At 62.2% G+C, this 19,530-nt stretch carries 20 protein-coding genes and 1 tRNA gene; 10 read left to right on the plus strand and 11 right to left on the minus strand.

Features of this window, described 5'->3' with window-relative positions; all coding sequences use genetic code 11:
- Positions 1-296: 296 nt before the first annotated feature.
- A tRNA-Met gene (locus tag FKP22_RS01680) sits at positions 297-373 on the plus strand.
- 526 nt (positions 374-899) lie between these two features.
- On the opposite strand, the gene FKP22_RS01685 is transcribed toward FKP22_RS01680, so the two are convergent.
- From FKP22_RS01685 to FKP22_RS01725, 9 genes are all read right to left on the minus strand, one after another.
- Positions 900-1,550 (minus strand): response regulator, encoded by a 651-nt coding sequence (locus FKP22_RS01685; protein WP_211361271.1) that lies wholly within the window; start codon positions 1,548-1,550, stop codon positions 900-902.
- A 366-nt stretch (positions 1,551-1,916) separates the two neighbouring features.
- Positions 1,917-4,961, minus strand: coding sequence for a sensor histidine kinase (locus FKP22_RS01690; RefSeq protein ID WP_170200697.1), 3,045 nt, complete (start codon positions 4,959-4,961; stop codon positions 1,917-1,919).
- A gap of 174 nt (positions 4,962-5,135) precedes the next feature.
- A complete protein-coding gene (locus FKP22_RS01695) occupies positions 5,136-5,315 on the minus strand; it encodes a DUF1330 domain-containing protein (protein ID WP_141284606.1) in 180 nt (59 codons plus the stop codon).
- 93 nt (positions 5,316-5,408) lie between these two features.
- Positions 5,409-6,068 (minus strand): helix-turn-helix transcriptional regulator, encoded by a 660-nt coding sequence (locus FKP22_RS01700; RefSeq protein WP_170200698.1) that lies wholly within the window; start codon positions 6,066-6,068, stop codon positions 5,409-5,411.
- A gap of 390 nt (positions 6,069-6,458) precedes the next feature.
- Complete coding sequence (locus tag FKP22_RS01705; RefSeq protein ID WP_141284564.1) at positions 6,459-7,415, minus strand: quinone oxidoreductase family protein; 957 nt, start codon at positions 7,413-7,415, stop codon at positions 6,459-6,461.
- A 38-nt stretch (positions 7,416-7,453) separates the two neighbouring features.
- A complete protein-coding gene (locus FKP22_RS01710; protein WP_141284566.1) occupies positions 7,454-8,227 on the minus strand; it encodes an SDR family NAD(P)-dependent oxidoreductase in 774 nt (257 codons plus the stop codon).
- A 10-nt stretch (positions 8,228-8,237) separates the two neighbouring features.
- Positions 8,238-8,669, minus strand: coding sequence for an ester cyclase (locus FKP22_RS01715; RefSeq protein ID WP_141284568.1), 432 nt, complete (start codon positions 8,667-8,669; stop codon positions 8,238-8,240).
- A 23-nt stretch (positions 8,670-8,692) separates the two neighbouring features.
- Positions 8,693-9,469, minus strand: a complete 777-nt coding sequence (locus FKP22_RS01720; RefSeq protein WP_141284570.1) for an SDR family NAD(P)-dependent oxidoreductase — start codon at positions 9,467-9,469, stop codon at positions 8,693-8,695.
- Between the two features lie 128 nt (positions 9,470-9,597).
- Entirely contained in the window at positions 9,598-10,488 is an 891-nt protein-coding gene (locus FKP22_RS01725) for a LysR family transcriptional regulator (RefSeq protein WP_141284572.1), read from the minus strand.
- A gap of 99 nt (positions 10,489-10,587) precedes the next feature.
- Between FKP22_RS01725 and FKP22_RS01730 the strand changes: the two genes are divergently transcribed.
- From FKP22_RS01730 to FKP22_RS01740, 3 genes are all read left to right on the plus strand, one after another.
- Positions 10,588-11,481, plus strand: a complete 894-nt coding sequence (locus tag FKP22_RS01730) for a pirin family protein (protein ID WP_231010221.1) — start codon at positions 10,588-10,590, stop codon at positions 11,479-11,481.
- Between the two features lie 75 nt (positions 11,482-11,556).
- Complete coding sequence (locus FKP22_RS01735; RefSeq protein WP_141284574.1) at positions 11,557-12,000, plus strand: DoxX family protein; 444 nt, start codon at positions 11,557-11,559, stop codon at positions 11,998-12,000.
- A gap of 68 nt (positions 12,001-12,068) precedes the next feature.
- Positions 12,069-12,863 carry an alpha/beta fold hydrolase gene (locus tag FKP22_RS01740; RefSeq protein ID WP_211361272.1) on the plus strand — a complete coding sequence of 265 codons (795 nt, stop codon included), beginning with the start codon at positions 12,069-12,071 and terminating at the stop codon, positions 12,861-12,863.
- Between the two features lie 88 nt (positions 12,864-12,951).
- Here the strand turns inward: FKP22_RS01740 and FKP22_RS01745 are convergent, their stop codons facing one another.
- A complete protein-coding gene (locus FKP22_RS01745) occupies positions 12,952-13,389 on the minus strand; it encodes a nuclear transport factor 2 family protein (protein WP_141284576.1) in 438 nt (145 codons plus the stop codon).
- 283 nt (positions 13,390-13,672) lie between these two features.
- Here FKP22_RS01745 and FKP22_RS01750 point away from each other — a divergent pair, with 283 nt between their 5' ends.
- The 3 genes from FKP22_RS01750 (at position 13,673) to FKP22_RS01760 (ending at position 16,382) form a co-directional block, all read left to right on the plus strand.
- On the plus strand, positions 13,673-15,235 hold the full coding sequence (locus tag FKP22_RS01750) for a cation:proton antiporter (RefSeq protein WP_141284578.1): 1,563 nt from the start codon (positions 13,673-13,675) through the stop codon (positions 15,233-15,235).
- A 68-nt stretch (positions 15,236-15,303) separates the two neighbouring features.
- Positions 15,304-15,792 carry a Crp/Fnr family transcriptional regulator gene (locus FKP22_RS01755; RefSeq protein WP_211361273.1) on the plus strand — a complete coding sequence of 163 codons (489 nt, stop codon included), beginning with the start codon at positions 15,304-15,306 and terminating at the stop codon, positions 15,790-15,792.
- 59 nt (positions 15,793-15,851) lie between these two features.
- Positions 15,852-16,382, plus strand: a complete 531-nt coding sequence (locus FKP22_RS01760; RefSeq protein ID WP_170200699.1) for a YgjV family protein — start codon at positions 15,852-15,854, stop codon at positions 16,380-16,382.
- A 28-nt stretch (positions 16,383-16,410) separates the two neighbouring features.
- On the opposite strand, the gene FKP22_RS01765 is transcribed toward FKP22_RS01760, so the two are convergent.
- Complete coding sequence (locus FKP22_RS01765) at positions 16,411-16,836, minus strand: Atu4866 domain-containing protein (RefSeq protein ID WP_231010219.1); 426 nt, start codon at positions 16,834-16,836, stop codon at positions 16,411-16,413.
- A 227-nt stretch (positions 16,837-17,063) separates the two neighbouring features.
- Here FKP22_RS01765 and FKP22_RS01770 point away from each other — a divergent pair, with 227 nt between their 5' ends.
- The 3 genes from FKP22_RS01770 to FKP22_RS33355 all read left to right on the plus strand — a co-directional run bounded on the left by FKP22_RS01770 (position 17,064) and on the right by FKP22_RS33355 (position 19,507).
- Entirely contained in the window at positions 17,064-18,032 is a 969-nt protein-coding gene (locus FKP22_RS01770) for an AraC family transcriptional regulator (RefSeq protein WP_231010218.1), read from the plus strand.
- 105 nt (positions 18,033-18,137) lie between these two features.
- Positions 18,138-19,106 (plus strand): AraC family transcriptional regulator, encoded by a 969-nt coding sequence (locus FKP22_RS01775; protein ID WP_141284582.1) that lies wholly within the window; start codon positions 18,138-18,140, stop codon positions 19,104-19,106.
- 26 nt (positions 19,107-19,132) lie between these two features.
- Positions 19,133-19,507 carry a carboxymuconolactone decarboxylase family protein gene (locus FKP22_RS33355; RefSeq protein ID WP_141284584.1) on the plus strand — a complete coding sequence of 125 codons (375 nt, stop codon included), beginning with the start codon at positions 19,133-19,135 and terminating at the stop codon, positions 19,505-19,507.
- The last annotated feature ends 23 nt before the right edge of the window (positions 19,508-19,530 follow it).

Raw genomic sequence — 19,530 nt, forward strand, 5'->3', positions numbered from 1 at the left:
AGGTGTTCAAGGCAGACGGTGCCGATGGCGCTGGCGGCGCTTCAACGGCAGGCGCCGGAGCGGCAGGGGCGCTGGCCTCGGCCGGCGAGGCGGCATCTTGCGCGGCCGGCTTCTTGCGGAAAAAACTGAACATCCGCCTATTGTCACCGGTCACCACAACAGGCTCGCACTTCCCTCCCCCTTCCACGCTCCCAGGATGCGCCGCTGCAGCGCGCCCTGCGCCAACCCGCCCGGCAAACTTTTTTCCCAAAAGTCTTGCCCAATTCGCTTTTCCCACCCTAGAATAGAAGGCTGTTGGCGCTTTAGCTCAGCCGGTTAGAGCGACGGAATCATAATCCGCAGGTCCGGGGTTCGAATCCCTGAAGCGCCACCAAAATCTGGAAGGCTTGTGAGTCGACGACTTACAAGCCTTTTTCTTTTCCAGGGGTGCCACTTGGGCTCCATTTCGACACCAAGGCTGTACCGCAAACCGTGCGGTACCTACTTTCTTCGCGTCCTCTTGAGCGCCGGGCCTTCAGGCCCCGGCCAGGCCAGCCGAAAACGTCGTGAGGTCGCTGCTCGTTGCGGACCAGGAATCCCGGCCAGGCACGCGCCATCACGGCCTGGGCCAACGCAAGGTTGGCGCTGGCTCTCACGATGAGCGACCGCGACGAAATTCTCAGAGCCCCGGGGTAACAACATCCGCACCCGGACCATCGGACCAGGCGGCATTTCCGCGTTCATGACATTGGCGCGCACCACCTTTCGCGCTTCCTGGACTCGGTGTCCAGGGTGACCGACACGGACGGGGCAGCCACCGACGAGGCGGCGGCGCCGCGCACGCTGACGAAGAAGATTTCAGGGCGCTGTGAAAGGTCGCAGCGAAGACGAAGGAAAGCAATGTGCCGGGAAAGCGGTTGCTATAGGCACAAAACACCTCTCTGCACGGCGATTGCCACGGCATGGGCACGGTCGGCGGCCCCCAACTTCGCGAGGATGCGGCAGAGATGGCCCTTGACAGTTTGCTCGGAGATCTCGAGCTGACGTCCGATGGCCTTGTTCGAACCGCCCGCGGCGACGCGCTTGAGGACATCGACTTCGCGCGCGGACAGGCCAGGCTCGTCCACACGAAGTGCGATATCGCGAGCCACTTCGGCGGAGATGAATTTCTCGCCGGCGTGGACTCGACGCACTGCGTCCACCAGTTCCATCTCCAAAGCACTTTTCAAGATGAATCCTGATGCGCCAGCCTTGAGCGCCTGGACTGCCAGCATGTCACCGCGATAGGTCGTGAGGATGATGACCTTGGCCTGCGGATCCGCTTCGCGTATGCGCTTCAGCGCCTCGATTCCATTGATGTCGGGCAGACTCACGTCCATCAAGGTCACGTCAGGGCGCAGTTTCCGATGCTGCTCCACCGCTTCTGTCGCCGTCGTCGCTCCACCTACGAAGCAGATGTCCGGGCTTTGTTGCACCACGGCCTCAATGCCATTCAGGATGAGCAGGTGGTCGTCGACGGCCAACAGTGCGATTGCGGAAGCATGGCCCCGGTCATCAGTGGGCATCACCATTTGGTCTCTCCATTTCTTGCCTATCAATAGGCATGCGCGCACTGCCCTGGTTGCAGATACTCTTTGGATGTCCCATCCGTCCCTCCTCATCTTCGGCGCTGAGAAAAGTCTTGGACTTTTGGTGCTACGAGCCACGCTGTTCTGCTGCCTGATCTGGATTGTGGTGAAGCTGAGCGATGGCCAAGTCGTTGGACTCTTCGGCTTTTTATCCGCAATTCTGCTGTTGGTAGGTTACCGAACGCGCGCTGCAGCAGTGACTGCGACAGTTGTGCTATCGATTGCTTGGTACACCGAAGCCTCCCCGTTCCACGCCATCGTTCTCTCAGGCTGTGTGGCCGCAGCGTTGGCATTGACCGGCCCCGGTCGCTACTCTGTAGACGCATGGCGCTCCGCCCGAAGGATTGTTGTGGTTTCGATGCGGCGCCGGCGCTGAACCAACTGGCTCGGCTTGTGCAAGCGTTCAGCCACAGGGAGGGTGAGCTGCACGGTCGTACCAGGGCTGCCGCCCAAGATTTCGAGCGCACCTCCCAGAGATTTGGCGCGCTCGCGCATGCCGACGAGGCCGAAGTGGCCAGCCTTCAGTGCTTCATCTGCTCTGTCGGAAGGCAGTCCGATGCCGTTGTCGCTTACCGTCAATCGCAAGGCGCCCGGGGTATACAGGAGCAAAGCTTCAATGCGTGTCGCAGACGAATGCCGGAACGCGTTGGTCAACGCCTCCCGCGCGATGCTGTAGACCTCAACGGCCCTGTCGAACTCCATGCCCACTTCGTCGCCTTCAACCGCGACTTGATAAGAGGCCTCAACATGCAGGCGGCCCAGTTCGACACATGCTTCGGCCACAGCCTCAGAAAGCGCGCCCGAGGCCAGGCGCTCCAGGTTCGGCGCCCCACGCAAGCCTTCCAAACGTTCGCGCCCCTCTCGCATCACTGAGCGTGCCCCTTGAAGTGCCGCCTCCAGCCGAGCTTTTGTCGGGTTCTCGGTTGGAAGCTGCTCCGCGGCCGCCCTCACCTGCAAAGTGAGCGCGGTGACGCCCTGCAGCACCGTATCGTGCAGGTCGCGCGCAATGCGCTCCCGTTCGATGGTCCGCGCTTCGATGTTCGCTCGAACTGAAGAGGCCACGGCACGCAGCCGCAGTCGATACGCAAGATGCAGCAAGGCCAAAAGCACAGCACCAGCCAAGACGTAGAACCATCGCGTCTGCCAATAGAACGGAAGCACGGATATCTTCAGCGAAGCTGGCTCTGCCGCCTCCAAACCTTCATTCGTTGTCGTCCTCACCAGGAACTCGTAGTTGCCTGGGGGCAGATGCGTATAGATGGCCTGACGTCGATTGCCTGCCTCGTGCCAGTCATTGTCGTAGCCGACCAAACGGTAGGCAAAGCGCAGACGAGTTGCGTCTGACAGCTGAGGTGCCGTGTAGCCAATTTGGAGCAGCGAGACGCCCGCCGGGGCCTGCAGGCCGGGCTGCCGAATCAATTCGGCATCGTCGGCGAGCACCTGCCGGACAAATGCCTTCGGAGCCTGGTTCGATGCAAGCTCCTCGGCGGGGTCGATGCGGCCCAGTCCCGCCTGGGTGGCAACCCAGACCACCCCGTCATTCGATACGACAAGCGTCGGCGTCTTCTGCAACTGCGGGATGGCACCTTCCAATCCATCCCTGAAGTCGTAGCGACGCGCCTTCACCGCGTAGTTCTTCTCTGTCGCTGCACGCATCCATTCGGCCTGAGAGATTCTGACGACGCCGTTGACCTCAGCGAGCCACAGGTCGCCCGAAGGAGACAGCGCGATGCCGGTCACGCCCGAGAGCTCCGGCTGCGCCGCTTCCAGGCGAATTGGCAACATGTGTCCATCGGGCGTTCGCAGGACCAGGCCTCGCTCCCCCCCAAACCAGGTTCCAGCGCTGCTTGCGTGGACGGAAAGGACGTTCCCGACCGTCAAGCCGTCTTCTTCCTCTACAGATAAAACTTGCCCGTCAGCGCCCACACGCCGTGCTCGCCCCGCCATGTAGGTCAACCAAACGCCGCCGTCCGTCTCCGCCGCCATGGCTATCGCCGTGCCTTTGGGCACACCCTGGAACTCTGACGCATGACGCCACTGGTCTCCCACTCGCCGGAACACGCCCGCGCGGGTGATTGAGGCCCAGAGAATCCCTTGAGCATCCTCGACTATCGCCTGATAGCGGTCGTGATTCGCGCCGCCTCGTCTTGGCCCAACGCCGTCAGGCGGCATGAGCTCGAGTCGTTGACCGTCGGTGACGTGCCAAAGCCGGTCATACGAGGCCGCCCAAGCTCCCCCATCGTTCGCCGATGCGATGGCGAAGATTTCCTCCTTCGGGCCGATTTTCAAAAGTTCGGCCTTCTCCTTGTTCAGCCTGAGCAGTCCGTCGTCTGAAGTGCCGACCCAAGCACCGCCGGCCTGGGACCGAGCCACCACTGGGTACTGCATGTTCGCAACCGGGAACTGCATCTGCACCGCTCCGCGCCGAAAGCGGTCCAGCCCTCCCGTCGTTGCAATCCACATGTTTCTCTTCGAATCCTCGAACATGTAGGTCGTCGTGCCGCCTGACATGCCCTGCGCCTGTGGAAAGCTCTCAAAAGTCCCTTGTGTAAGGTCGCCGGCTCCAGAACGGTCAACGACTCTGGTCACCCCTTCGTCGGAAAGAACCCACCCCGCCCCGTCGGCATCAACGACCAGTCGGTCCGAGTACGCCGAAGCCGGCAGTGCGAGTTGAGACTGGCCGACCTTGTACGAGCCGTCTCTGTACATGACCTCGCGCAACTTGCGCTTGTCAGCCGTCATCATCCATAGACGACCATCCGCGCCGGCCATGACCATCGCGAGCTCACCCTCAGACCCCGGCAGGAAAACGAAGTCTTCGTCGTTGACTCGCCTATACCAAACGCCTTTGGCGTCGTCAGTGAAGATGGTGCCGCGCGCGTCTATCTCCAGCAGGAGGCCAAAGTGCCCCTTGTCCTTTCGTTCGGTCCGCTGCCACCTTTTCCCGTCGAAGCGCGCGATGCCCTGCCCACAGCCAGCCCAAATTGCGCCGTCGGGCGCCTGACGAAAAAATTGGACCGTGCCGGTAGGCAGTCCCTCGGCAGGCTCGTATGTCTTCAGCGCCCCGTCCTTGAACACGCTCACGCCGCCCATCTGATATCCGATGAACAAGCGCCCGTCAGGGAACGCGCGCACGGATTGGACACTGTTGGCGGGAAGGCGAACTCCGCCCAGGGAATTGAAGCGTTCGAACGTCGCTCCGTCGAAACGGTAGAGGCCACTTTTGGCGCCCAGCCAGAGGAAGCCCTCACGGTCCTCCGTGATGCCAGCAATGCTCGACGGAGCCCCGTCGGCTTGGCGCCAAGCTGAGTGTTGGAACTGCCTGATGAGTGGAATGGGAGACGGGTCTGCCAAGACCGGAATGGGGCCAAGCCAAAAAATTCCAACCAGCAAAACTCGGACGAGATTTCTTCCCATTGGCAGCGCGGACGAGGATTCAGGGCGGGGGAGAGAACAAGCATGAATCGAGCCGCCGCCGTCAATTCGGCAGCACGGTCGCCCAGGTGCGACCGGCACCAGACCAGCCCGTCATGCGAACCGCGTTTCCACCACCACGATGCCGTTGGATCTTGCAGCCCCGAAGCGCATTTTCTTCAAAGGTTCGTACTCTGGTGAGTCATGGAAGCGCTTCACTGCTTCTTTGCTCGGAAACTCCAGCACCACAACAAAATTAGGCTGCCATATACCTTCGTAATTGACAGGCTGCAGGTCCGCACGCTATGGGCTTGGCGCCATGCTTTGCGAGCAGCGCGATGGCAGCCTGTCGCGCAGACGGCGAACCGCGAGGCGCCTGCGGCGTCGCTACCTGCGTCGGCCGATACCGTCCTTGCCATCGCGCTCGCCTTGGGCCTCTGCTGCAGGCGGCGATGGTTCCTCAGCAGTCCGAGTATTCAGAGCCCTCAATGGGCCGGCAGAGCGCGCCGCCAGGCGTGCAGGATGAGGAACTGCAATGAGACCGCGGCGCACGGAAATTTGCACCGCTTCCGTGCGACCCGAAGCACCCAGCTTCGAGAGGATCGACGTCACATGACTCTTGACCGTGCCTTCGGTGATTCCCACCTTCTCTCCCACGGCCTTGTTGGGCAAACCAGCGGCCAGGCACTGCAGGACCTCAAACTCTCTGCTGGTGAGCTCCGGCGAGTACGCGTTCTCCGCCATGGCCGCAGCGAGTTCCAAAGGAATGTAGCGTCCGCCAGAACGCAGCTTCAGCAGACACGCAGCCAACTCTTCCGAGGTGGTCCCGACCTGGAGCAGGCCTCTCACCCCCATGCGCAGCATTTCCCGCGCAGAGAGGTCACCAAAAACATCCAGGACCGCTATCACCACCGGCGTCGGCGCCGCATCTTCAAGTAGCCGCTTCACCACGGTCATGCTCGCAACCACGAGTGCGCGGTTTGGCAGCTGTGGCAGTTCGTCGTCACGCTCGAACTCGCCCACTTGACAGCCCATGGCCTTCAGCATGACGCCGAGCCCCCTCCGAACAACTTCACATTCATGGACGACCCAGATTCCTCGGTCTGAGGTCTGCCTCCCGTACATCGCTGAACCTCCGCATGCGGCGAAGGTCGCAGTGTCCCCAACGCGAGCGGGACGCACCAAGCCTACGAACGCATCGACGTGAGATACCCCATTTGGCATAGGCCAGCGGGCCACCTTGTGGGCCATGTGTGGGCCATGCGAACGCCTCTCGCTTCAATAGGGACCACGCGCGCCGGTTCGGCGTTTCGCCGGCGAAAGATGCCGCGGTAAAACACCAAGCCATCCGCGCCATGGTCTCGCGCCAGAGAACACGGTCGACATCCGCCGCCGCCTACGCACAGGCATGAGCTGCAGCGAGGCTGAGCAACAGAATTAAGGCAGCAGTACCAGTGAGCCGGTCTTGGCGCGAGCCGCGATGTCTTCGTGCGCCTTGGCGGCGTCACGCAGGGCGTACGTGGTGATGGCGACTTCGCCGAAGACACCGGCCTTGAGGGCGCTGAAGACGTCACTGGTCGCCTGCTCGACACGGCCGGACAGGTAAGTGGCCATTGGGCCGCCGACCATCTTGAGACCGCGCTTGGCCACCGCGTCCCTGTCGACATTCGGAGCACCGGACGCCGAACCTATGGAGACGATGGTGCCACCGTCTTTCACCGCCACAAGCGTCGCATCGAACGTCGCCTTGCCGACGAACTCGTAGACCACGTCCACGCCGGTCGGAACGAGCTGACGCACCTGCGCTCCCAAGTCGGGTGCGTCAGAGGCCAAGACGTGGTCGATGGCACCCACGAGCGCGGCACGCTTTGGTTCGCTGCCCGCGGTGCCGATGACGGTCGCACCTCGCGCCTTGGCCCAACGTGCCAGCAGGCTGCCGACGCCGCTGGACGCCCCCTGCACCAAGACCGTCTGCCCGGCCTGCAACTTGTGATAGCCGTTGAGGCCGGCCCAGGCCGTCAGGCCTTTGGTCAGAACAGCGGCAACTTGCTCAGCGCCGAGGTCATCGGGCACTGCGACCAGCGCACTGGCGTCCACATGCCGCGTTTGGGTGTAGCTGCCCGGGGCCAGGTAGTAGGCAACGCGCTGCCCGACCTGGACGTTGTTGACACCATGGCCAATCGCCTCGATGACACCAACGCCTTCGACGCCGGGAATGGCGGGCACAGGCAGGGGGAAGACGCCCTGACGGAACATCGTATCGATGAAATTCACGCCGATGGCCAGCTGGCGCAGGCGGACCTGGCCATCGCCGGGCAGGCCGATGTCTGGGTTGTCCTCGACCTCCAGGACTTCAGGGCCGCCGTAGGAATGGTAACGGATGGTGGTGTTCATGATGACTTCTTTCGCAGTTTTTGAATGCGTTGGCGGGCTCAGATGACGGCGAGCAGGCCGCCATCCACGAGCAGCGCAGTACCGGTCACGTAGCTCGACAGGTCCGAGCCCAGGAATGCAACGGCGTCGCCGATTTCCGAAGGCTGGCCCAGGCGGCGCAGCGGGGTGCGCAGGCGGAAACCTTCTGCAGCCTCGGCAATGCCCGGTGCCGTGCGCAGCAGGTGGGTGTCGATGGTTCCTGGCGCCACGGCGTTCACGCGAATGCCGTCGGGTCCCAGCGCGTCAGCCAGCGACTTGGCCATCAGCACGACGCCGCCCTTGCTGGTCGAATAAGCGACCGTGATGCCTGCACCGGAGAGTCCGCCCATGCTGGCCATGAGCACGATGCTGCCTTTCTTGCCGTTGGCCTTCATCTGACGGGCTGCGGCTTGTGCGCTGAAGAGCGTCCCGTCCAGATTCACGGCCAGAAGCTTGCGGAAGTCGTCAGCAGAAACGTCGGGGCCGTCGGCCTTGAGGCTGATGCCGGCATTGGCCACCATCACGTCCACGCCACCGAATTCGGAGGCCGCCTCAACGAGCGCGTCGACCTCTTCCTTCTTGCTCACGTCCGCCTTCACAAAGGTCGTCGCAACGCCGAGCGCCTTGATTTCGTCGGTGGTTGGCACACCGCCTTCGCGAGGGTCCGGGCTGATGTCTGAAACCACCACCGCCTTGGCGCCATGCCTGGCCGCATTGATGGCGATGGCACGGCCAATGCCGCTGGAGCCGCCAGTGACGACGACGACTTTGTTCTGCAGGATGTTGGTGTTCATGTCGCTCTCCTTATTGCGGCAGTGCATTCAGTTGCTTCAGGACCGAGTACAGGTTGGCGACGCCCCAGTGCTCGGTAATCTTTCCGCCTTGCACTCGCATGGCGTCCACTGTTTCAAAGTGGATGGGTTTGCCGCTGGCGGGAAGGCCCAGGAAATCGCCCTTGTGGGTGCCGTGATACGTCTTGTAGGTCGTCACGACATCGCCGTCGGAGCGCTGCCAGTGGATGACCGCATGGAAATCCGGGAATGCTTCGCGCAGCTTCTTGTAGAGGCCGAGGGCGCCAGCCTTGTCGGGTGTGCAGTTCGGCTGCGGCGTGTGGTCCAGGAAGTCGTCAGAGAAGAGCTCGTCAAACAGGGCCCAGTTGCCGCCACCTTGCACTTCGGCGGTGTTTCGACGAATGACGGCCTTGGCGGCCTCGCTGATGTTGGTGGTGTCAGTCATGTTGATTCTTTCGAGTGAGAGGTTCAGATTTCGAAGCCGCCGATGGTCATGCCGCCGTCCACGACGAGCATCTGACCCATGACGTAAGAAGAGGCCTCAGAGGCCAGCCACACTGCAGCAGCGGCAATCTCGGAGGGAAGGGCGCCGCGCTTGGCCGGGATGGCCGAGGTAGCGAGCTCTGCGAAGCCGGGGTTCTGGGCACTGGCTTCCTTGACCATGGGCGTCTCGGTCCAGCCAGGGGCCAAGGCATTGATGCGCAGGCCATGCGCGGCGTTTTCCATGGCCGCGACTCGAGTGAGCCCGTGGACGCCATGCTTCGACGCCGCATAGGCACTCATGCCGCCCGGGCCGGTCAAGGCCGCCACCGACGCGGTGTTGACGATGGCGCCGCCGCCGGTGCGTCGCAGCAGCGGGATCTGGTGCTTCATGCCCAGGAAGACGCTTTTGAGGTTGACCGAAATGACCCGGTCAAAGTCTTCCGTGGGGTAGTCCTCGATGCGGTGTGCCTGACCCGTGATGCCGGCGTTGTTGAACGCCACGTCCAACCGACCCAGGTCCTTGTCGATTCGAGCGATGAGCTCACGTACCTGCGCCTCGCTGGAGACGTCCATCGGCGCCGTCAGCACGCGGCCGCCGAGCTCGGCAATGAGGTCTCGGGTGGCCGCAAGGCCGCCCTCGTTCAGGTCCGCCGCAACGACGATTGCGCCGCGGCTTGCGAAGGCCCGAGCGGCCTCGCGACCAATCCCGGAACCAGCCCCGGTGACCAGCGCCACCTTGTTCTCAAAATCCTTTGGTGCCATTTGCTACTCCTTGAAGTGGTGCAGCTCGTTGCTGCATGGTTCGAAGAGTAGGGACAGTAGGGACGCAGGACCTATCGCGGTAGCCTCTTTGTTTCGATGGAATTTATCGTCAATGCAGATACATTGACTCAAGCCTCCTTGAGCCGGGCGATGAACCATCGCCCGGCTGGCCCGGGTGGCGCGTCCCCTCGATAAACGGCGTACATGGCGATGCTGGGCGTGCTCGGCTGGTGCACCTCCAGGCTGAGCGACACCAGTTCGCCGCTGTCGATGTCTCGCTGCACCATCTCGCGTGGCATGTGGCCCCAGCCGAAGCCCGCTTTCAGAAAGGCGTGCTTGGCGCCCAGGTCCGCCAGTCGCCAGATCTGCGCCGCCAGGACGCCGTAGCTGCGACCTGCGCTCAGCGTGGTCCGGTCGGTCAGGACCAGTTGAACGTGGCGCTCCAGCTCGCTGGAGCTGAGTGGGCCCTGCAGGGACGCAAGGGGGTGCGATGGCGAGACGACGGTCACCATCGGCACCTGCGCCAGGGCCTCTGACCTCGTCCCTTCCGGCACGACGGGAAGCGAGCCGACGATGCCGATTTGACAAGTCCCTTCCAGCACCGGTTGCACAACGGCGCCGAGCGCTTCGACGTACATCCGCAGCGGCGTTGTCGGGAACTGTTCCTTGAAGGCTCCTACGGCCGCTGTCAGTGCGCTCATCGGGAACATCACGTCCACAGCAACCGACAACTCCGGCTCCAGGCCTTCCGACAGGGTGCGCGCGCGAGCCTTGAAGCTGTCCATGCCATGAATGACGGCCTTGGCCTCGCCCAGCAGTGCCTTGCCCTCCTCCGTCAGCACCGGATACCGGGCTGAACGGTCGAACAGAGTCACCCGGAGTTGGCCCTCCAGATTGGCCAGCGTCTGGCTCACCACGGACTGGGCGCGTCTGAGCTTGCGGCCTGCGGCGGAAAAGCTGCCCTCCTCGGCGGCAGCAATGAAGGTGCGAAGTTGGTCCAGAGAGACGCCGTCGAGCATCTATCGCTCCCGATGATGGATTCCATCTAAACATATAGGCTTCCCAGCTGGCTGTCCAGTTTTTAAGCTTCGTTCCATCGCATTAGACGGAGCACAGACATGAAAGCCATCTACCAAATGCCGCATCAAACCAGTACCTCTGAACGGGCTTTGCACCGGGCCAGCGATGCGCACACTTCTCACCGCGGCATCGCCGCTCGCACCAGCGGTCGCATCCACGGGCCAGTGAACCGCCTTGTGAGTCCCGGCATGGCGGGCAGCTATCTCAAGCCGTTCGTCTTCCTGGACTACTTCGACTTCCAGTCGACCGGCGAGACGATGTTCCCGATGCATCCGCATTCGGGCATTGCAACCACGACAGTCCTGCTGGAGGGCGGCATGCGCTACGAAGACACCACTGGCGCCAGCGGCGTGCTGAAGGCAGGTTCCGTGGAATGGATGCGGGCCGGAAAGGGCGTATGGCATGACGGTGTGCCGCTGCCCGGCCAGCGCCTGCGCGGCTACCAGCTGTGGCTGGCTTTGCCCGAGGCGCTTGAATTGGCCCCTGCCCAGAGCCAGTACCTCGAGCCTGCCGAAGTCCCCGTCGTGGGCAAGGTGCGCGTCATCCTTGGCCAGTACCAGGGCGCGCACAGCAAAGTCAACTCTCCCGAAGGCATCCAGTACCTGCACGTGTCACTGAACGCAGGCGAAAGCATCGAGCTTCAGCCGCCTCCAAGCCACCAGGTGGCTTGGCTACATGTCGGCAGCGGTTCCCTGTTGAGCGGCATGGAACGCATTGCCGATGAGTTGGTGGTCTTCGAAGAAGGCGACCAGGCGGTTCGGCTTACCGCTGAGCACGCCTCCGACTTCATCTTCGGCACCGCGCGCAAACACCCGCACGACCTGGTGCTGGGCTCGTATTCGGTTCACACCTCCCATGCTGCGCTTCGGCTCGGCGAACAAGAAATTGCTCGGCTTGGCGAGCAACTCCGCGCAAGCGGGCGGGCCATCTAAGACCCACCTCACCCAAGTTACCCCTTCTCTTTACCAACGTCCTTTCAATCCAAAGCTTCATTCAGGAGTTTCATCATGCAATCGACCAATACCGTCTCCACTCCCGTCAACGTGTCCGTGCTGCCGCTGCTCGGCCGCCTGCTCATCGCCACCATCTTCTTGGTCAGTGGCTTCGGCAAGCTGACGGCTCCGAGCGCCACCATCGGCTACATCGCGTCGGTCGGCCTGCCCCTGCCCGAGCTCGCATACGCGGGTGCTCTGGCCGCCGAGCTGGGTGGCGGACTGCTGCTGGTGCTCGGCTATCGCACCCGCTGGGTCGCCGCTGCTCTTGCTGCGTTCTCTGTCGTCTCTGCGGTGCTGTTCCACAACGCACTGGGCGACCAGAACCAGATGTTCCACTTCCTGAAGAACCTGGCCATGGCCGGCGGGCTGCTGCAGTTCGTCGCCTTTGGCGGTGGCACGCTGAGTCTGGACGAGCGCAAGTCTGAAGTGACCGGCGTTTTGAGCACCGCACGCTGAACCGATGGGTGGACCTTCCATCACGGGCGGTCCACCGCTGACGCACCTCACCAAATCCGATTCAAGCCATGAAGCCAATTCCCGCCCTCGCCGTCGCCATCCTCAGCGCCACCACCATGGTCGCAAGCGCAGTGACCGCCGCGCCAGCTGTGCCTGCGCATGCCGACACCGTCATCAAAAACGTCGTCCTGGTCCATGGCGCCACAGTTGACGGCTCCTACTGGGAACAGGTCTATCGCGAGTTATCTCAAAAGGGTTACCACGTCACCATCGCCCAGCACCCGCTGACCAGCTTTGGCGCCGACGTCGCCGCCACCCAACGAGTCCTTTCGCTGCAGGACGGTCCGGTCGTCCTTGTCGGTCACAGCTACGGCGGAGCCGTCATCACCGCCGCAGGAAGCGACGAGAAGGTCAAGGCGCTCGTCTATGTTGCGGCACATGCTCCCGACGCCGAAGAGAGCGTCGCCGACCTGAACGGAAAATACCCGATGGAAAGCCTGAAGGCGGTGCAAGCCACGCCAGACGGCTACATCTACGTCGACCGGTCGAAGTGGCGTGAGGTCATCGGTGCCGACACGCCCAAGTCCTATTCCGACTTCGCTGCCGCCAACCAGGTACTGACCAATGGCGAAGCGTTCGGCGCGAAGCTGCAAACCGCAGCTTGGCATCTGAAGCCGACCTACGCCCTCGTCACGACCGACGACAAGACTGTGAGCCCAGACCTGCAGCGCTTCATGTACGAACGAGCGAAAGCTCAGACGGTCGAGGTCAAGGCCAGCCATTCAGTGCTCGTGTCTCAACCGAAGGCAGTGGTTGACCTCATCGTCACGGCCAGCAAGCTTCGCAGCTCCGTAGCGCCATGAGCGCCCAGAGAAAAAGACCGGGCACCGACCATCAAGTCGATGTCCCGGCCTAGCCGCTCAGAACCGCGATGCTTTCAACAGCCAGTGATCAGGCGGCAACGGCGAGGTCCTGAACCAGCTGCTTGTGCAGGCCATAGAAGTCGAAGTAACTGTCAGCACGGACAATCTTCCCGTCCTTGAGTTGGTAGACATCGCAGAAGTTCACCTGCATCTTGCGGCCTGTCGGTTCGATGGTGCCGGCCGGTGAGTGAAAGACACCTTCGTGGGTACCGCGGCCGATGCCCTGTGCGACGACGTGGTCCCCAAGGGCCGTCAGGCTGCGCACTTCGCAGGTCGCATCCGGGAAGATATTGAACCAGCTCTTCCACGGGTCAATGATGGCATTGACACCGGTAGAGGTGAAGTTGAACGGGACATCCAGCCATTCACTCTCGGGAGCACCGAAGCCAGCGATGGTCTCCAAGTCCTTGGTGTTCACGGCTTCATACAAGGCGCGGATGCGGTCGACGTTCTGTTGGGTGTTCATGGTGGTTCCTTTCAGTTGAACCTCGCTGATGAGGTGAAGAAAGTCTAGGAATCACCGCCGACCGGCACCTGCCTAAAACGCTGCATCCGCTTGCCAATTTCTGCAAACAGCTCAAGCGACCCTCACCATCTGCAGACTGGCAAGGCGCCACCAATGCTTGCACGAAGCGACAAGTAGCTTGGTCGAACGGGCAAGTCGAACATGGCCCCGCTTTGTAGAGTGACGACAAAGCGCGGACATTGCCCATGAGCCCGCGTGCTTGCGGAACAACACGGTGGCGGCCATGCAACTCTTCGAAAACATGCTTCTTCTCCTTGCCCTGGCGGTCTTGCTGCTACAGGTATCACGACGCATGTCCTTGCCTTATCCCTCCATGCTCGCGCTCGCGGGCGCGGTGGCGGGGCTGCTGCCATGGGCGCCGCAAGTGAGCATCGAGCCTCATCTGGCACTGGTCCTCTTCATCGCCCCGGCGCTTCTCGATGCGGCTTACGACACCTCGCCGCGGGAACTTGTCAGAAACTGGTTGCCGTTGACCGCGCTCGTCGTGGTGGCGGTGCTTCTCACCACGGCGGCTGTTGCTTGGGTGGGATGGGCTCACGGAGGCCTGCCTTTGGCTGCGGCCATCACCCTTGGAGCCATCGTCGCTCCGCCTGATGCGGTGGCTGGAACGACCGTGATGCAGAACTTCCGTATCCCACGCAGGACACTGTCCATCATCAACGGCGAGAGCCTGCTCAATGATGCCGTGGCGCTACTCATCTTCGGCGCGGCCGCCGCGGCAGCCATGACCCCGCACCTGGCCATCTCATCTCAGCTACCTATTCTGGCCGCGTCGGTACCAGCTGGCGCCCTGCTGGGGTACTTGCTCGGCAAAGCCTTCGTGCATCTGGCCCCTATCGTGGCCGGCACGATGTCGGCCACCATCGTCGAGTTCGTGATGACCTTCGGCGCATGGCTCATTGCAGAACATCTGAAGATTTCCCCAATCATTGCCGTCGTCGTGTTCGGCATGACCGTCGCCCGCTACTTCCCCTCCCGGAGCAACGCCCGCGACCGCGTCCACTCGTACGCCGTATGGGGCGCCGCAGTGTTCGCGCTGAATGTTTTGGCATTCCTGCTGATGGGACTCCAAGCGCGCAACATCATTGCCCAACTGTCCGGTCAAGCGCGCATGGATGCACTTGCCTTCGCTGGGGCCGTGCTTGGCACCGTCATCGTCGTGCGTCTGGCCTGGGTGCTCGCCTATGGGACCGTCATCCGCGCGCTCCATCCTGCGTTCGAACGCCTGGGCGTTGAAGTCCCGGTGGCGCCCAAACGAGTGGGCGTGCTGGTCGGGTGGTCCGGCATGCGTGGCTTGGTCACGCTAGCGACAGCTTTTGCCCTCCCCGCGGACTTCCCAGGTCGCGACACCATCGTGCTCGCGGCCTTCGCGGTGGTGTTGGGAACTCTCGTCTTGCAGGGTCTGACCCTGGGCCCGCTCATCAAGCGGCTGGGCATACAGCCCGATCATTCGCTTGAGCACGAGCTCGCTTCTGCCAGGACAAGGCTGGTCGACGCCGCTCTCCAAGTGCTCGAAGGGCAAGAGACCCACAAACCGGGCGTAGCAGAAGTCATTCAAGAGCTCCGGGCCGACCGCCGCGCTCTGAGCAACCCTGCTGAGGCCTCCACCGTCACAGAATTGGACGAAGCCCGGCTACAAGCGCTACGGTCCCAGAGGCGTTTGCTACACGAGCTCAGGGCCTCTGGGGAAATCGAGGACGACGTTTTCCACGTCATCGAGGAGGAGCTCGATTGGGCCGAGCTGAACGCATCAGCTGCGGCACAGGCCCGCATCGCCAGTGTCTAGGAAATGCCGTGAGCAGAAGTCCCTCTTCTACATCTGCGCCTGGTTGGGCTGACCTCCCCGCACCGCTTGTGGCCGAGCCGATTGAAATACGGTCAGCCAGCGTTTTGCAACATCAGGGGCAGCACCAACACAGCATCTGGTTTGTTCACGGCGGCATCTTGAAGGCCTGCCATTACACAGAGAGCGGCAGCGAAAGGGTGAAGGAGTTCTACTTCCCCGGTGAGTTCTGCTTCCTCTATCTGTCCTGGCTCACCGGCCAGCCTGCCAGCTACCAGATCGAGGCGGCGGAGGACTCGGTTGTCACCGAAATTCCGCTGAGCTGGCTCGATACCAGGGACGCAGAGGCCACAGTACTGCGGTTGCTTCGCATGCAGCTCGCTTTCAAGGAACGCAAGGAGGAGATGTTCCTCCTCCATTCCCCCGCGCAGCGCTACCAATATGTCCTCAAGCACTTCCCCGTGTGGACGAGCCTGCTGAGCCAAAAACAGCTCGCGGCCTACATCGGCATCACCGAAGTGTCGCTGTCGCGGATACGCGGCAGACTTAACAAACGTTAATGGCAGCCTCCGTCGATGCAACGAGGATGAGGCTCCCCAACCTGCCATTGGCGCTGTCCGTGAAGCTGTATTTCATTCTTGCTCAAGGCCTTGCGGCGGTTTCGTTTCTGCTGGACCTTGCGTCGTTCCAGATTCGCCGAAAGGAACTGGTACTCGCGGCTCTGAGCGCTTCGACATGTCTGCTTGCCGCTCAGTATGCGTTGCTCGATGCCTGGGCGTCGGCGGCCATGATGCTGTTGGCAAGCCTGCGATTCCTCGTGAGCAGCGTAACCCGCTCACCACGCGTCGAGCAGATCTTTCTTTTCACCGCCACAGCGGTATTCGTTGCGCTTCCCCTCTCCTCAGCGAGCTGCTTGGCATGGCTTGGAAACTGCATCCAAACGCATGCGGCTTTCAACGCATCGGACCGCCGGATGCGACTACAGATGATGCTCGGGTCGGGACTTTGGATTGCGCATAACGTGCACATCGACGCTTGGGTGAGTGTTCTGGCCGAGGCAGGTTTCCTGCTCAGCAATTGCGTGGGCTACTACCGCTTCCACATGGCCGCTCGGGCGCCCGAAACGACTTCGGGCGCTCCAGCGACCTGAAGCGCCCGAATCGAGCCGAGAGTCCGGGTCAATCGCGCTTGTCCTCGCGGTACAAGACCATCCCTGCGTGGTGAAGAACGCCATCGCGGAACTCCCCGTCGGCGGTGAAGCCGGTGTCGTCGACGTAGTCGATGTGGTTGCCCGTGACGCGGTAGCGACCTTGGTACGCGCTCTGCCTCTTTCCACGGGCCTCGTCGTAACGACCATTCGAAAGAAGTTCATGCCGGATGTAGCCGTCCGCGGTGACCCACATGCCCGCGTAGGGGTGGCTGTCGTGACGCTCGGTCTTGGCGGAATGGCTTTGCGTGGCTGTCGTGCTCATGGTTGATCCTGTGCTTTGGGGTTCAGAACTGTTGCCCCGGGCGGCCCATGCGGCATCCGGTGCGGCCCACATCACCGCCGAAGCAACGGAAAGCAGGACCGTGATTCCGTAAGTTGAGGTTTCTCGCTTCATCGCATCTCTCCAACGATTCGTTGCGTGGGATGAGAAGAAGTCTAGGAAGCGAGGCACGATGACATTGGCCGGATTGGCTTGCCAATTTGCCTGTTCCTGCAAACTGCGTGGCTTTGCGATGACGGGCCCAAAAGGTCACTTGTCTATTTCTCGCGGATGCTTGCACTCGGCGCTTGCGAAGACCCACGATGCGCCCAAATCAGTGCGCAGAGTTCTAAGCTGGCGCCATGTCCAGCAACACCGCAACTTCCATGCGCCAGGAACGCCAAGATTCGGTCCTGCAGGTCATGTTGCGCAGGGCGGAACTTGCAGCGTGCATCAAGCGGCACGCACCTCGTGAAGGCGTCTTCTTCACGAAAGTCCCTCGCCTGACGCTGATACGCGTGCACCGAGTCGACCACCCGGTTCACGCTGTCCATGAACCTGCTGTGTGCATGCTCGCTCAGGGCAGCAAGCGGCTCCTGCTCGGCGGCGAGGCCTACGTCTACGACCCGAACACGTACCTCGTCGTGTCTCAGCATTTGCCGGTCTCCGGTCAAGTCATCGACGCGACACCCGAGTTGCCGTATCTCGCCATCCGGTTGGAATACGACACCAAGGAACTGGCCTCGCTGATGCTTGGCATGGGCATGAAGAGCCAGACCCTCAAGCAAGGCGCCTCTCGCGGCATCGTGACCGCCGACGTCACCCCCTCGCTGCTCGACGCCATGGTGCGACTGGTGAGGCTACTGGATACGCCGGAGGACATTAAGCCGTTGGCTCCGCTGACCATTCGCGAAATCTTGTATCGGCTGCTCAGAGGCCCTTGTGGCCACCAACTCGCACAGCTGGCGCTGACGGACAGCGCGAGCCATCGCGTAGCCAGGGCGATCGATTGGCTCCGCGAGAACTACCACGGACCGCTGGAACTGGACAGGATGGCCGAGATGGCCCATCTAAGTGTTTCCGCGCTTCGCACCCATTTCAAGGCAGCCACCGCGATGAGCCCGCTGCAGTATCAGAAGAACCTGAGACTGCAAGAAGCCCGACGCATGCTCATCGCCGAGCGACTGGACGCGGCAAGTGCAGGTCATCGCGTCGGCTACGAGAGCGCTTCTCAATTCAGCCGCGAATACGCCCGCATGTTCGGCGCACCACCAGCCAGGGACGTCAGGCGCTTTCGGGAACACCAAGGCCTCCCTACCCCTTTTGGATGAGAGCGCGTCGTCCTGCTAATGTCGCCAGGCCGGCTTGCCGAGTTTGGCTTGCCCATTCCAGTCGTCGCCCATCCCTGAAAGTCTCCTACACAGCAACGTTCAGCCATGGCTACTCAAGACATCGCTTCAACCGCTGCGGCGCCTCGATTCGCCGCCGTGCCGAACCTCCCGCCGCCCGACGCGGGCCGCATTCGCGAGCTCGCCGGGTTGGTCGAGCGACATGCCCCTCAAGAAGGAATCTGCCCGACATCCATTCCGAGACTGTCGGCCATCAAGCTGTCCGCTCCCAGCGAGGAACTGGTCCACGCATTGCACCAGCCCGCTGTCTGCATCATCGCCCAGGGTGGCAAGCGCGTCATGTTGCGCGATGAGGTCTACACCTACGATGCATCCAGATTCCTGGTGTTCTCCACGGACCTGCCCATCAGCGCCCAGGTCACCCACGCAACGTTCAATGCGCCGTACCTGTGCTTCCGTCTGGACCTGGACCCAGCAGAAGTATCAGAGCTGGTACTGCAACTCGGCCCTCCGGCGGTTCCCCGAGCCAAAACCTCGCGGGGTCTGTTCCTGAGCAAGGTCACGGACGGCATGTTGGACGCAGCCATACGCCTCATGCGGCTGCTCGACTCGCCGGAAGATGCTGCCATGCTGGCGCCGCTGGCGGCCCGTGAACTGGTGTACCGACTGCTGCGCAGCGAACAGGGCGAACGACTGGCCCAAGTGGCAAGAACCGACAGCCACGCCAGCCGGGTGTTGCGCGCCGTTTCCTGGCTCAAATCCAACTTCGCCGAACCGCTGAAGGTAGATGAACTGGCGCGTGATTGCTGCATGAGCACATCGTCGCTGCACCACCATTTTCGTGCAGTGACGTCGATGAGCCCACTTCAGTACCAGAAGCAGCTTCGTTTGCAGGAAGCAAGGCGTCTGCTCCTGAGCGAAGGGATTGAAGTCTCGCGCGCAGGCTACACGGTTGGCTACGAGAGCGCCTCCCAATTCAGTCGTGAGTACAGCCGGCTATTTGGCGTTCCTCCATCCAAGGACGTCTCTCGCCTGCGCGATGCAGGTGGCCAATGAACTCGCACAGGGACAAGGAGCAATTCATGTCATCGGACACAACAAGAGACGCTGGCCTGAAAATTCTCAAGACAATCGAGGCAACAGATACGCCAAGCATCATCGCCTCGCTGCGCGACGTGGCGCCGGACCTCGCCGACTTGGCCATCTCGTTTGCATATGGGCAGGTTTACGCGAGGCCTGGCCTGACGCTCCTGCAGCGCCAGATGGCAACGGTCGCCATGCTCGCAGCCGTGGGCGGCCTTGAACCGCAGCTCAAGTTCCACCTGCGGGGCGCTCTGAACGTCGGGGCTTCGGCGGCGCAGTTGGTGGAGGTCATGACCCATCTCGTGGTCTACGCCGGCTTTCCCGCTGCGCTGAACGGCGTGGCTGCGCTCCGCGACATCCTCCAGCCGGCTTAACTGCCAACTGTTCCCGATGCTTC

Origin of the sequence: Ideonella azotifigens (genome assembly GCF_006519715.1) — a bacterium.
GTDB lineage: Bacteria > Pseudomonadota > Gammaproteobacteria > Burkholderiales > Burkholderiaceae_C > Ideonella > Ideonella azotifigens.

Coding starts and splice junctions, on each gene's coding strand:
- FKP22_RS01685 (WP_211361271.1), bottom strand. CDS start 1,550: ATGGTGATGCCCACTGATGACCGGGGCCATGCTTCCGCAATCGCACTG.
- FKP22_RS01700 (WP_170200698.1), bottom strand. CDS start 6,068: ATGCTGAAGGCCATGGGCTGTCAAGTGGGCGAGTTCGAGCGTGACGAC.
- FKP22_RS01705 (WP_141284564.1), bottom strand. CDS start 7,415: ATGAACACCACCATCCGTTACCATTCCTACGGCGGCCCTGAAGTCCTG.
- FKP22_RS01710 (WP_141284566.1), bottom strand. CDS start 8,227: ATGAACACCAACATCCTGCAGAACAAAGTCGTCGTCGTCACTGGCGGC.
- FKP22_RS01715 (WP_141284568.1), bottom strand. CDS start 8,669: ATGACTGACACCACCAACATCAGCGAGGCCGCCAAGGCCGTCATTCGT.
- FKP22_RS01720 (WP_141284570.1), bottom strand. CDS start 9,469: ATGGCACCAAAGGATTTTGAGAACAAGGTGGCGCTGGTCACCGGGGCT.
- FKP22_RS01725 (WP_141284572.1), bottom strand. CDS start 10,488: ATGCTCGACGGCGTCTCTCTGGACCAACTTCGCACCTTCATTGCTGCC.
- FKP22_RS01730 (WP_231010221.1), top strand. CDS start 10,588: ATGAAAGCCATCTACCAAATGCCGCATCAAACCAGTACCTCTGAACGG.
- FKP22_RS01735 (WP_141284574.1), top strand. CDS start 11,557: ATGCAATCGACCAATACCGTCTCCACTCCCGTCAACGTGTCCGTGCTG.
- FKP22_RS01740 (WP_211361272.1), top strand. CDS start 12,069: ATGAAGCCAATTCCCGCCCTCGCCGTCGCCATCCTCAGCGCCACCACC.
- FKP22_RS01745 (WP_141284576.1), bottom strand. CDS start 13,389: ATGAACACCCAACAGAACGTCGACCGCATCCGCGCCTTGTATGAAGCC.
- FKP22_RS01750 (WP_141284578.1), top strand. CDS start 13,673: ATGCAACTCTTCGAAAACATGCTTCTTCTCCTTGCCCTGGCGGTCTTG.
- FKP22_RS01765 (WP_231010219.1), bottom strand. CDS start 16,836: ATGAAGCGAGAAACCTCAACTTACGGAATCACGGTCCTGCTTTCCGTT.
- FKP22_RS01770 (WP_231010218.1), top strand. CDS start 17,064: ATGTCCAGCAACACCGCAACTTCCATGCGCCAGGAACGCCAAGATTCG.
- FKP22_RS01775 (WP_141284582.1), top strand. CDS start 18,138: ATGGCTACTCAAGACATCGCTTCAACCGCTGCGGCGCCTCGATTCGCC.
- FKP22_RS33355 (WP_141284584.1), top strand. CDS start 19,133: ATGTCATCGGACACAACAAGAGACGCTGGCCTGAAAATTCTCAAGACA.